At 64.4% G+C, this 12,847-nt stretch carries 8 protein-coding genes; 2 read left to right on the top strand and 6 right to left on the bottom strand.

The features are described 5' to 3' along the window. Positions 1–136: 136 nt before the first annotated feature. Entirely contained in the window at positions 137–1,042 is a 906-nt protein-coding gene (locus ACU8YE_RS03785; protein ID WP_260801531.1) for a flagellar brake protein, read from the bottom strand. Positions 1,043–1,162: 120 nt separating this feature from the next. Between ACU8YE_RS03785 and ACU8YE_RS03790 the strand changes: the two genes are divergently transcribed. Continuing rightward, a complete protein-coding gene (locus ACU8YE_RS03790; RefSeq protein WP_414561932.1) occupies positions 1,163–1,693 on the top strand; it encodes a GtrA family protein in 531 nt (176 codons plus the stop codon). Here ACU8YE_RS03790 and ACU8YE_RS03795 read toward each other — a convergent pair. After that, complete coding sequence (locus tag ACU8YE_RS03795; RefSeq protein ID WP_322018429.1) at positions 1,690–2,172, bottom strand: hypothetical protein; 483 nt, start codon at positions 2,170–2,172, stop codon at positions 1,690–1,692. The two genes, ACU8YE_RS03790 and ACU8YE_RS03795, sit on opposite strands and share 4 nt — an antisense overlap. Positions 2,173–2,804: 632 nt before the next feature. Here ACU8YE_RS03795 and ACU8YE_RS03800 point away from each other — a divergent pair. After that, positions 2,805–4,145 (top strand): sensor domain-containing diguanylate cyclase, encoded by a 1,341-nt coding sequence (locus ACU8YE_RS03800; RefSeq protein ID WP_232039795.1) that lies wholly within the window; start codon positions 2,805–2,807, stop codon positions 4,143–4,145. Between the two features lie 78 nt (positions 4,146–4,223). Here ACU8YE_RS03800 and ACU8YE_RS03805 read toward each other — a convergent pair whose 3' ends face one another. The 4 genes from ACU8YE_RS03805 to ACU8YE_RS03820 all read right to left on the bottom strand — a co-directional run bounded on the left by ACU8YE_RS03805 (position 4,224) and on the right by ACU8YE_RS03820 (position 12,828). Beyond that, a complete protein-coding gene (locus ACU8YE_RS03805; RefSeq protein ID WP_232039794.1) occupies positions 4,224–4,787 on the bottom strand; it encodes an acyloxyacyl hydrolase in 564 nt (187 codons plus the stop codon). A gap of 300 nt (positions 4,788–5,087) precedes the next feature. Then, a complete protein-coding gene (locus tag ACU8YE_RS03810) occupies positions 5,088–6,593 on the bottom strand; it encodes an efflux transporter outer membrane subunit (protein WP_446928128.1) in 1,506 nt (501 codons plus the stop codon). A gap of 2 nt (positions 6,594–6,595) precedes the next feature. Continuing rightward, a complete protein-coding gene (locus ACU8YE_RS03815; RefSeq protein WP_446928129.1) occupies positions 6,596–9,697 on the bottom strand; it encodes a multidrug efflux RND transporter permease subunit in 3,102 nt (1,033 codons plus the stop codon). Next, a complete protein-coding gene (locus tag ACU8YE_RS03820) occupies positions 9,694–12,828 on the bottom strand; it encodes an MdtB/MuxB family multidrug efflux RND transporter permease subunit (protein WP_260801536.1) in 3,135 nt (1,044 codons plus the stop codon). Before ACU8YE_RS03820 ends, ACU8YE_RS03815 begins: the two co-directional genes overlap by 4 nt. Positions 12,829–12,847 lie beyond the last annotated feature (19 nt).

Raw genomic sequence — 12,847 nt, forward strand, 5'->3', positions numbered from 1 at the left:
TACGGCATCATAAGCTGAAAACCGGCCATGGTGGCCGCTTCCAGGCATGTTTTCGGGTCGGTCCGGCGAGTGGTTTTAACGTTTAACAGCAATGAATTCTGATCAAAGAAAGTTGAATATCAGGGCTGTCTGCACGTTACACCATACGCTGGCCGCCCCAAAGCAACTGTTCATAGATAAAGCACTGCAGCAGCATCTTTTGAGCAGCGACCAACTCGATGAATTCCACGCCGTATTGATAAACGTTGGGCAGGTCGGCCGGCTTCTCACTGCGCACCAGGGCCGCGGCCACCAGCTCGGAGTGGTAGTCGCGCGTTTTCACGCGAAAGCGCAGACGCGCCGGCGCGCCGCTCACTTCCAGCCGATGCGCGGAGCGGAATGACGCGCCCGTGGTGCTGATGTCGGAGATATGGATCATGCGCGGCGGGTCGCCGCTCACCAGCATCTTGCCGACCACGTTGGCACGCACGCGCAGCGATTTGCGCAACGTGCGGTTCTTGATCCGCCGCGGCGGTGACAACACGACGTATTCGAACGGGATGCGGCACACCCCCATCACCGTGCATTCGAAACTGGCAATGCCCTCGCCCGAGAAGGCGTGGACTTCCACCAGCTCGTCCTTGACCGGCATGACCGTGCGGCCGTTGTCGGTGGGCATGGTGATGAGCAGATGGCGTTGCGGGCTGTAGCCCATCACGCGCGCGGCACCTTTGGTCTGGCCGGCGCCGGCGGTCAGGCGCACGGTCAGCATGCCGCCGGGGCGCAGGCCCAGCAGCTCCATGGCGATCGTGCGTTCGCCGTCAGGGTCGTCGCCCATGTCGGGGAACATCGTGTTCGGGAACTGCGTATTTGCAAACGCGGGCGCAGGCGCGGGCGTTCCGTCGGCCAGGCGATGCGGGCGGTGCAGCGTGCACAGCAGGTCGATCTCCTCCGGGGAGTGGATGACGTCGCCCTTCGGGACGAGCAACTGCCCGTCGGCGTCAAGCATCGGCCACGGCAGGGGGATCGCAAGCGGAATGTCGAGAGGTTGAAGTTCGAGCATGGCAATAGGGGAGCCAACAGCCGCGCAAGGCCCCACCGGTTTTATACGGCCAAATGTTGCATAACTTTAAGCGCACTTATTGTGCGGGGTGCGTGGCACGCTAGTTGCGGCCCCGCAGCCATGATCGAGCACAATGTCGGTTCCAAAGTGGATGGGGTGAGCACGCGCATGGCGTCTCGGCAGCATTTCTGGGCGGCGGTGGAGCAGTTTGCGCGCTATGTCGTGATCGGCGGGGGCGCGACGCTGGCGCACTATGTGGTGCTCTTCGGGCTGGTGCAGGTGGGCGTCTCGCCTTGGCGGGCGTCGGTGGCGGGCAGCGTGATCGGCGCCACGCTCAACTACTTCATCAGCCGGCAGGCTGTCTTCAACAGCACACGCGGGCACGTCGGCGCGATGGTGCGGTTCGGCCTGGTGGCCTTTCTGGCGCTGGGTTGTAACGCGACCATCATGGCCATCGGCCTGGGGATTGGCCTGTATTACCTGATCGCGCAGGTGTTCGCCTCGGCCATCACGGCGATCTTCAACTTCCTGGTGCACCGTTACTGGACGTTTCGTGACGCCGATGCCGTCGGTGCGCCAACTGAGCCGCAGCCGGCCATCGTGCCAGAGCGGCCACGCACAACGGGCCCTGAGCGGTTCGGCCGGCGTTAATGCCGGCTTGCCACGCTGTGCAGGCCAGCCGTGGTTTCCGTAACAAACGTCACTTCGCCGATGCCGTCGGCAGGCGGGGTGGGGGCATCGTCACGCAAGCGCTCCACCACGAGGTGTACATCGATGACATCGGCCACTCCGGATGCCTCCAGCGACACAAGTGCGGCCAGCTGCGCTATCGCAAACGTATCCGCGAGCAGCGGCGTATCGTCGTGGAGATCGCCGGCAACGCGTGCGGGTGAGGAGTTGCCCGCCGCGCGCGTGCGCTGCTGTGCCGTCTCACGTGCGCGATAGGCAAAGTAGGCGTCGGCAAAGTGAACGCGGTGCGCGTCGAATACGCGCACGGCGGCGGTAAGGGCATCGTCCACCCAGGCTGGATCGACTGACGCCGTGCCGGGTTCCGTCCCTTCGGGTAGGCCCGCGAGCTTGAGCGCATATCGATGCGTCTGGGTGCCGGGGGCGACAAAACTCAATTCCATACAACCTCCCACAACCGCGTGCGCTTGTGCCGCGGCTCGCCATGTTTGAATTCGCCCCCCCGAGCGATATTGAAGAATAGTAACGGAGCCGGCCGTTTGCGCGTTTCGTCCTTCCGGATGAGGTCGAGCGGCCTTGTCTTCACCTTAAGACATTCACAATGTGGAGATTGGGTGCCACCTGCGTGGCAAACGGTTGCGTGGCGGCAGCGTCTACGCGACCTAACCGAACGGCTAACTGCCTCGCCCAGGGGGGCCGTGTACAGTGATCAGATGTCTGGCGACGCCGGGCAACTGTCGACAATCGACGTCGACAAACGCAGACGGGAATGACGCGGGGCGCGTTTCCTTCGCGTCATCTCGCGCACGAGGGGACCCAAAGCGCGCACGCGGTCCATGTCCCCTCGCGGGAAGGGATTGCCCCGTTAACTCGCGGCTTCTATAGTCCGCCTCGATTCGTGCGCTCGCAACGCACCAAGGTCTGTCACGCAGACCACGAGACCGGTTACGGGGATCACGCCAGCCGCCACCGCGCGCGCCTAACGCAGACATTGCGTCAATGGGCACCCGGCGGCGCGATGGCCACCATGTCAGCCACACCCCCGGGACTGCCGCATTCGCGAAACAGCATCGCCATGCTTGAGGACCACCACTTGTACAAGGCTGCGATCGAACATTCGCCGATAGGAATCGGCCTGTGCGCGCCGGAGGGTCGCTTCCTCGACGTGAACCGTGCGCTGTGCGCGCTGACCGGCCACGAAGCACAGGCGCTGCGCGCGCGCGATCTGTTCGACCTGTGCCACCCTGACCACACTGAACGCACGCGACATGGCGTCGAATCGCTGCTCGCCGGTCAGCGCGATGCGCTGTCGATGGAAACGCGCCTGGTCCGCCAGGACGGCACCACCGTGTGGGTGCAGACCGACGTAGCGGTGGCACGCGATGACGGCAACGAGCACCTTGTCGTGCAGATGCAGGACGTGACTGCGCGGCGCCTGGCGCTGGAATCGCTGCGCGCGTCGGAGCAACGGCTGGCCTATGTGCTGGACGGCGCGGGGCTGGGTACGTTCGACTGGTCCACGCGTGCGCGGCATGTGTCGTTCAACCGCCGGACGGCCGACATGCTCGGCTACGAGCCGGCGGACCTGCCCAACGATCCGGATGCATGGTTCGCCATGGTGCATCCGCAAGATGCCGCGTTGAGCGCGCGACGCATTTATCGCCATATGCGCGGCGATGCCGACAGCTTTGAAGTCGAACAGCGCATGCGCGCGCGCCATGGCCAATGGATCTGGGTGGCTGCGCGCGGTCGTGTGACCGAGCGCGATGCCCGGGGCATGGCCACCCGCGTGAGCGGCACGCTGCTCGATGTGACACAGCGGCGCACGGCACTGGACCGAGCGCACCACCTCGCACTGCATGATCCGCTGACGGATCTGCCCAATGCACGTTTGTTGCGCGATCGCCTGTTCGTCGCCATTCAGGCGGCACGTCGCGCGCGCGGCCAGGTTGCGGTCGTGTTCATCGATCTCGATCGCTTCAAGCCCGTCAACGATGAATACGGCCACGGGGTTGGCGATCTCGTCCTGAAGGCTACGGCCATGCGGCTGCGCAGCGGGTTGCGTGCCTCGGACACGGTGGCGCGCCTGGGCGGCGACGAGTTTGTCGCCGTGCTTACGCATTGCGCCACGCGCGACGATGTGACGCTAACCGTGGAACGCCTGATCGAACAATTGCAGACGCCGTTCCGTGTGGAAGGCCATGTGCTGTCGATGGGTGTGAGCGCCGGCGTGGCGCTGTATCCGACCGACGGGCATGACGCGCAGACGCTCATCCGCAATGCTGACGCTGCGATGTATGAGGTCAAACGTGCCGGCGGCAACGGCCTGGGTTTCCACGCCTCGCTCAATTACGAGCGGCTGATGGGCATGCGATCGCGCGATCGCAATCTCGACGGAGACGCCGACGCGCGTTAATCCACCGGCGCACGCAAAAACAAAACGGCCCGCCGCATGGCAGGCCGTCTTTCTTCAAGCGTCGCAAACGTTCGGGCTTTAGAACGTGTAACGCAGGTACAGCTCGTTCAGGTCCGTGCCCGGGTTGGGGCGCTTGATCGACGCGTTTGACAGGTGTTCGAAGCGGTAGCCCATCTGGAATTGCTGCTTGCTGCCGAAGGCCACACCGACGCCGATCATGTCGGAGAACTGGAAGGCCGTGCTGAAATAGTGCTCGTTGGACGTGCTCACGTGCGACAGCAAGCGCGGGCCGACGCCGGCCTCGATGAACGGTACCCATGAGCCGCCGCGCTTTTCAAGGCGGAACAGCGGCGTCACGCCGAATTCTGTGATGTTTTGGCGGTTGGTGCCCTTCGTCGAGCGCCATTGGCCCAGCGCCACTTCCCAATCCAGGTTCACGAACCAGCCTTGCGGGTTGCCCCAGTGGAAGCCCGAATCGAAGTCGAGGTCGACGCCGTATTTCTCGATGCCGTGCTTGTTGTCTTTGCCGTAGATGGCGCGCACGGACGGGTCAGCTTGGGCAGGCAGGGCGGCGAACAGCGTGGCGGCGCCCAGGGCGGTGGCCAGCAGCTTGGCAGAACGGGGAAGCGCGGATCGGATCATCAGAGAGAGCAGAGTCAGTTGAGCGGCGCGCGTGAATCGGGGCAACTGCGTCGGCAACCACGCGCGCGGCGGACATGGCGGCAGGCAAACAGACGGTCGGGATGGCACCGGGCGGGCTTGCAAGGCATTGGGCGACGCAATTTGCGCGCCCGTTGCCGCGTCAGCCGGCCCGGATGATCGGGGCGGTCTGAAATAAATTCCGACGATTATAGGGGGAACTATCCGACAGCGTGCGGGCTTACGCACAAGGGACCATTGCCGGTGGCGAAACGCCGTCGGCCACCGGCAACGGGAGGAGGGTTATTGCGCGGCCGACGCGGACGCGGGCTGCAGCGCCGCCTGGCCAACCACCGGCACTTCGCCGTGCCACCCGCCGCCCAGCGCCTTGACCAGCAGCACCGCTGCCGAATACTGCTTGCCCTGCAGCGTGAGCAGGGTTCGCTCGGCATTGTAGGCCGTGGCTTGCGCGGTGATGACTTCCAGGAAGCTCACCGTGCCGGCGCGATAGCGGTTCAGATTGAGTTGCGCAGCTTCCTGCGCGGCTGTGACGGCATCGGCCTGTACGCCAAATTCCTGCGTCTGCCAGCGAAGGGCGGCGAGGTTGTCTTCGACATCCTGAAACGCGCCCAGCACGGTCTGGCGGTACGTGGCGACCGACGCATCGTAAGCAGCGCCGGCCTTGTCGACGGCGGCTGCACGCGCGCCGCCATCAAACAGCGTGGCGGCCAGCGTCGGGCCGATCGACCAGACGCGGCTCGGCAGCGTTGCCAGGCGCGTGAGCGTGTTGGCTGCCAAACCGGCCGATGCGCCCAGCGTGAGCGTCGGGAAGTATGCCGCCTTGGCCACGCCGATCTGCGCGTTGGCAGCGGCCATGCGGCGCTCGGCGGCGGCGATGTCTGGGCGGCGTTCCAGCACGGCCGATGGCACTTCCAGCGGAATGGCGGGCAGGGCGGGCAAGTCGGCCGCGCTGGCAGCGGTGGCCGGGGCCAGCGAGAATTCCGCCGGCGGTTTGCCGATCAGCACCGCAATGGCGTGCTCAAGCTGCGCGCGGGTGACTTCGGTATCCAGCAGCAGCGCCTGCGACTGCTTGAGCTGCGTCTGCGCGGTCAGCACATCGGAGCGCTGTGCCACGCCCACTGCGTACTGGTTTTGCGTGAGCTTCAGGAAGCGTTCGTAGTCTGCAACCGTGCGTTGCAGGACGGCCTTCTGGGTATCCGTGACACGCAATTGAAAATAGTTCTGCGCAAGCGTCGCCTGTGCCGACAGCAAAGCGGACGATAAATCGCCTGCGCTGGCTTGCGCGCTAGCCTTGTTCGACTCAACCGATCGGCGGATGCGGCCCCACAGGTCCAGCTCCCAACTGGCGTTGAGCGACAGGCTTTGCGAGTTCAGCAGGCTGGGGTTGCCGGTCGACAGGCTGCCATCGGGGTTGACCGAGGTGCGCACTGAACGGCTCCGCGTGGCCGACGCACTGGCTCCCAGCGTCGGGAAGAACGAAGCCTGCGCCGATTGCACCAGCGCCTGGGCCTGCCGGTATTGCGCCTCGGCCACCAGGATGTTCTGGTTGGCGGCGGCCACCTGTTCTTCCAGCGCGTTCAGTTGCGGGTCGTTGAAGATCTCCCACCACTTGCCGCGAGCCATGGCGTCGCTCGGGTCGGCGACTTTCCAGTCGCCGGCTTCCTTGTATTGCTGCGGCACTTCGGCGTCGGGGCGCTTGTAGTCGGGCCCGACCGCGCAGGCCGAGACGAGCGCGCACGCGGCCAGCGCGAGCAATGTGGTACGAAGGGCTTGAGTGCCTCTTGTCATGTTCAGCTTCCTTGCGAATCCAATGCGGGCAGCGGAGTGTCCTTGCTGCGGCCGGCGCGACGCAGGCGCAGCCGGTCGAGCGCCAGGTAGACCACCGGCGTGGTGTAGAGCGTGAGGATCTGGCTGACCAGCAGCCCGCCGACGATGGAGATGCCCAGCGGCGTGCGCAGTTCCGCACCGTCGCCACGGCCAAGTGCCAGGGGCAGGGCGCCCAGCAGCGCGGCCATCGTCGTCATCAAGATCGGCCGGAAGCGCAACACGCAGGCGTGGAAGATTGCATCCGCCGGGCTCATGCCCTGGCTGCGCTCCGCCTCCAGCGCGAAGTCGATCATCATGATCGCGTTCTTCTTGACGATGCCGATGAGCAGAATCACGCCGATCAACGCGATGATCGAAAAATCCGTGTCCGTGATGATCAGCGCCAGCAGCGCGCCCACACCGGCCGAGGGCAGCGTCGACAGAATCGTGATCGGGTGCACGTAGCTCTCGTACAGCACGCCCAGCACGATGTAGATGGTGATGAGCGCAAACAGGATCAGCACGGGCTGGCTGGAGAGCGAATCCTGGAACGCCTTGGCGGTGCCCTGGAAGCTGCCATGCACGGAGGATGGCACGCCGATGCGGTTCATCGCGTCCTGGATATCCTGCGTGGCACCCGACAGCGATGCCCCTGGCGCCAGGTTGAACGAGATCGTGCTCGCCGCGAACTGGCCCTGGTGGTTGACTGCCAGCGCCGTGTTCGTCGGTTCGTAGTGCGAGAAGGTCGACAGCGGCACCTGCGCGCCCGTCGATGTGATGAGGTAGATGTCCCGCAGGCCGTCAGGGTTCTGCCAGTATTGCGGCGCTGCCTCCATCACCACGCGGTACTGGTTGAGCGGGTTGTAGATGGTCGACACCTGGCGCTGTCCGAACGCGTTGTTCAGCGCGTTGTCGACATCGCTCGGGTTGATGCCGAGCGACTTTGCCTTGTCGCGGTCAATGACGAGGGACGTCTGCAAGCCCTTGTCCTGCGTATCGGTGTTGACGTCTGTCAGCGACTTCACCTGCGTGAGGGCCTGCTTGATCTTCGGGTCCCACGCGCGCAGCTCGTTCAGGTCATCGGCCTGCAACGTGTATTGGTACTGCGCATTGCTGGCCCGGCCGCCCACGCGGATGTCCTGTACCGATTGCAGGAACAGGCTCGCGCCTGGCTCGCGTGCCAGCTTGCCCCGCAGCCGATTGATCACCTGGTCGGCGGAGAGCTTTCGCTCGGCCAATGGCTTGAGCTGGATGAACATGAAGCCGCTGTTGCGCTGGCTGCCGCCCGTGAAGCCGACCACGTTTTCAACCGCAGGGTCCTGCTGGATGATGTGGATGAAATCGGTCACCTTCGTGCGCATGGCCTGGAACGAGATGGCCTGGTCCGCCTGGATGTTGCCGATCACGCGGCCTGTGTCCTGTTGTGGGAAGAACCCCTTGGGCACGATGATGTACAGGTAGACGTTCAGGCAAACCGTGGCCAGCAGGATCAGCAGCGTGAGCCAGCTGTGCCGCAGCGCCCACGCCAGCGAGTTGCGGTAGATGTCGAGCAGGAAGGTGAAGAAGCCTTCGGTCTTGCGGTGGAACCAGCCATGCTCTTCCTCGGCGGCGGGCTTGAGCATGCGCGCGCACATCATCGGCGTGGTGGTGAGCGACACCACCAGCGACACCAGGATGGCTACCGACAGCGTCACTGCAAACTCACGGAACAGCCGCCCGACGATGCCGCCCATCATCAGCAGCGGGATGAATACGGCAATCAGCGACAGGCTCATCGACACCACGGTGAAGCCGACCTCGCGCGCGCCCTTGAGCGCGGCCTGCATGGGCCGCATGCCGTTTTCGATGTGGCGCGAGACGTTTTCCAGCACGACGATGGCATCGTCCACCACAAAGCCTGTCGCCACGGTCAACGCCATCAGCGAGAGGTTGTCGAGGCTATACCCGCACAGGTACATCACCCCGAATGTGCCGATGAGCGAGACCGGCACGGCCACGCTCGGAATGAGCGTTGCCCGCACGTTGCGCAGGAACAAAAACACCACCATGATCACCAGCGCGATCGACAGCACCAGCGTGCGCTCCACATCTCTGAGCGAGGCGCGGATGGTGGGCGTGCGGTCCATCATCACATCGAGGTTGATCTGCGCGGGAATGGTATTGCGCAGGTACGGCAGGATGTCGTTGATGCGGTCGACCGTGTCGATGATGTTGGCGCCAGGCTGCCGGCTGATGATGAGCAACACCGACGGCTTGCCGTTGGCCGAGCCGTAGTTGCGGATGTCCTGAACGCTGTCGCTGACGTCTGCCACGTCGGCCAGCCGCACCGGCGAGCCGTTGCGCCAGGCGACGATGAGCGACTGGTATTCAGCAGCCTTCTTGGCCTGGTCGTTGGCGTAGATGGTCCAGACGCGTTCGCCGGATTCCATCATGCCTTTGGGCTTGTTTGCGTTGGTGCTGGCGATGACGGTGCGCACGGTCTCCATCGAGATGCCGTACTTGTTCAGCGCCATCGGGTTCAGCTCTACCCGCACCGCCGGCAGCGACGCACCGCCGATGGTGACCTGACCCACGCCGTTCACTTGCGACAGCTTCTGCGCGAGGATGGTCGAGGCCGCGTCGTACAGCTCGCCGCGCGACTTGGTGTCGGACGTCAGCCCCACAATCATGATCGGAGCATCGGCCGGATTGACCTTGCGATACGTCGGGTTGCTCGGCAAGCCGGAGGGCAGCAGGCTGCGCGACGCATTGATGGCGGCCTGCACGTCGCGTGCGGCGCCGTCGATGTCGCGCGACAGATCAAACTGCAGCGTGATTCGTGACGAACCGAGCGAGCTGGACGAGGTCATCTCGGTAATGCCCGCGATGCGGCCGAGCGAGCGTTCCAGCGGCGTTGCCACGGTAGCCGCCATGGTTTCGGGACTGGCGCCCGGCAGCGATGCGTTGACGGAGATGGTTGGAAAGTCCACCTGCGGCAGCGGCGATACCGGCAGCAAGCGGAACGCTGCGATACCGGCCAACGCCACGCCGATGGTCAGCAGCGCCGTGGCAACAGGCCGGGCGATGAAGGTCGCGGACAGATTCATCGCGGTCCGCCAGACTGGTTGGGGCCCGCAGCGCCGTGGCGTCGGGCAGCGCGGCGAGCGCGCCAGTCACGCAGGCGTTCACCCAGGTTGTCGAAGGCCAGATAGATGACCGGCGTGGTGAACAGCGTCAGCACCTGACTGACCAGCAGGCCGCCCACCATCGTGATCCCCAGCGGCTGACGCAGCTCGGAGCCCACGCCGGTGCCCAGCATCAGCGGCAGGGCACCCAGCAGGGCGGCCATCGTCGTCATCAGAATCGGGCGGAAGCGCAGCAGACATGCCTGGTAGATGGCGTCGCGCGGGGCCATGCCCTGTTCGCGCTCGGCCTCCAGCGCGAAGTCGATCATCATGATCGCGTTCTTCTTGACGATACCGATCAGCAGGATGATCCCGATGATGGCGATGATGCCCATGTCCTTGCCCGACACCAGCAGCGACAGCAGGGCACCTACGCCGGCCGACGGCAGCGTCGACAGAATCGTCACCGGGTGGATCGTGCTTTCGTACAACACGCCCAGGACGATGTACATCGTGATGACAGCGGCCAGGATCAGCCACAACTGATTCGACAGCGACGCACGGAACGCCAGCGCCGCGCCCTGGAAACTGGTCTGCATGCTGGCCGGCAGGCCGATTTCCTGTTCGACGGCATTGATCGTGTCGACCGCTGCACCCAGCGATGCATGCGGCGCCAGGTTGAACGAAATGGTGGCCGCCGGGAATTGCCCCTGGTGATTCACTACCAGCGAGCCCGGTTGTTCCACCACCGTGGCAAACGCGCCCAACGGAATCTGTTGGCCACTGCTCGATGCCACGTGCAGGTCATACAACGATTGCGGCCCAAGCTGCATCTTCGGGTCCGTTTCGAGCACCACGCGGTATTGGTTCGATTGCGTGAAGATGGTCGACACCAGGCGCTGGCCGTAGGCGCTGTACAGCACGCTGTCCACCGCAGCCATCGTGATGCCGTACACCGCCGCCTTGTCGCGGTCGACCTGTACGTAGGCACGCAAGCCGTTGTCCTGCAGGTCACTCGCCACGTCGCGCAGTTCGTTGGTCTGCTGCAGGCGTTCAACGAGTTTCGGCACCCACTTCGAAAGGTTGTTCGGGTCCGGATCTTCCACCGTGAATTGGTACTGCGTGCGGCTCACGCGGTCTTCAATCGTCAGGTCCTGCACCGGCTGCATGTACAGCGAGATACCCGCCACCTTGGCCAATTCGGGCTGCAGGCGCTGAATGATCTCGGTGGCGTCGGCGTCGCGCTTGTCCTTCGGCTTGAGGTTGATCAGCATGCGGCCGCTGTTGAGCGTGGTGTTCACACCATCCACGCCGATGAACGACGACAGGCTCTCCACCGCCGGGTCTTTCAGCACGACTTCGGCTAGCTTCTGCTGCCGCTCGGCCATGGCCGAGAACGAGATCGACTGCGACGCATCCGAAATGCCCTGGATCACGCCGGTGTCCTGCACCGGGAAGAAACCCTTGGGCACCACCACATAGAGCAGGGCCGTCAGGACCAGCGTGCCGATGGCCACCAGCAGCGTGGTCTTCTGCCGATCAAGCACCCATTGCAGCATGCGGCCGTACCGCGCGATGACGTTGTCGAAGAACGCGCCCGCAGCGTGATAGAAGCGCGATTGCTCGGCTTCGGGAATGTGCTTGAGCAAGCGTGCGCACATCATCGGCGTGAGCGTGAGCGACACCACGGCCGAGATCAGGATCGATACCGCCAGCGTGATGGCGAACTCGCGGAACAGCCGGCCCACCACATCGCCCATGAACAGCAGCGGAATCAGCACGGCGATGAGCGAGAACGTGAGCGAGATGATCGTGAAACCGATCTGCTTGGAACCCTTGAGCGCGGCCTCCATTGGCGGGTCGCCCTCTTCGATGTAGCGGGCGATGTTTTCGATCATGACGATGGCATCGTCGACCACGAAACCGGTGGCGATGGTCAGCGCCATCAGCGTGAGGTTGTTGATTGAAAAACCCGCCAGGTACATGACGCCGAACGTACCCACCAGTGACAGTGGCACCGCCACCGCCGGAATGACCGTGGCCGGCACATTGCGCAGGAACAGGAAGATCACCATCACGACCAGCGCAACGGCCAGCATCAGCTCGAACTGCACATCCGATACCGAGGCGCGAATCGTGGTGGTGCGGTCGGTCAGCAGCGACACCTCAACGTTGCCGGGCAGCGTGTCCTTGAGTTGCGGCAACAACGCCTTGGCGCGATTCACCACCTCGATCACATTGGCGCCAGGCTGGCGCTGCACGTTCAGGATGATGGCGGGGGTGGTGTTGGACCACGCGGCCAGCTTGCGGTTTTCAGCGCCGTCAACGATCTGCGCCACATCGGTCAGGCGAATGGGCGCGCCGTTCTTGTAGGCGACGATCATCTTGCCGTACTCGGCGGCCGACTTGAGCTGGTCGTTGGCATCGATGGTGGAGGCGCGCATCGGGCCGTCGAAGCTGCCCTTGGCGCCGTTCACGTTGGCGGTGCCGATGGCAGTGCGGATGTCGTCGATCGACAGCCCGAGCGCCGCCAGCGCCGACGTGTTCGCCTGGATGCGTACGGCCGGCCGCTGCCCGCCGCTGATGCTGACCAGGCCAATGCCCGGCAACTGCGACAGCTTTTGCGCGATGCGCGTGTCGACCAGGTCTTCCAGCTTGGGCAACGGCATCGTGTTGGAGGTGATCGCCAGCGTGAGGATCGGCGCGTCGGCCGGGTTCACCTTGCTGTAGATCGGTGGCATCGGCAGGTCGTTCGGCAGCAGGTTGCCGGCCGCGTTGATGGCCGCCTGTACCTCCTGCTCCGCAATGTCGAGCGAAAGCGACAGGTCAAACTGCAGCGTGATGACCGACGCGCCGCCCGAGCTGGACGACGTCATCTGCTTCAGGCCCGGCATCTGCCCAAACTGCCGCTCCAGCGGCGCGGTGATGGACGATGTCATCACGTCGGGGCTGGCACCCGGGTACAGCGTCGTGACCTGGATGGTCGGGTAGTCGACCTCGGGCAGCGCAGAGAGCGGCAGCATCCGGTACGCCACCAGGCCCGAGAGCAGGATGGCGACCATCAACAGCGTGGTCGCCACGGGCCGGAGGATGAAGATTCGGGAGGGATTCATGCCAGCTCGGAACAGAAGA

The sequence above is a fragment of the Ralstonia sp. VS2407 genome, from assembly GCF_052950655.1.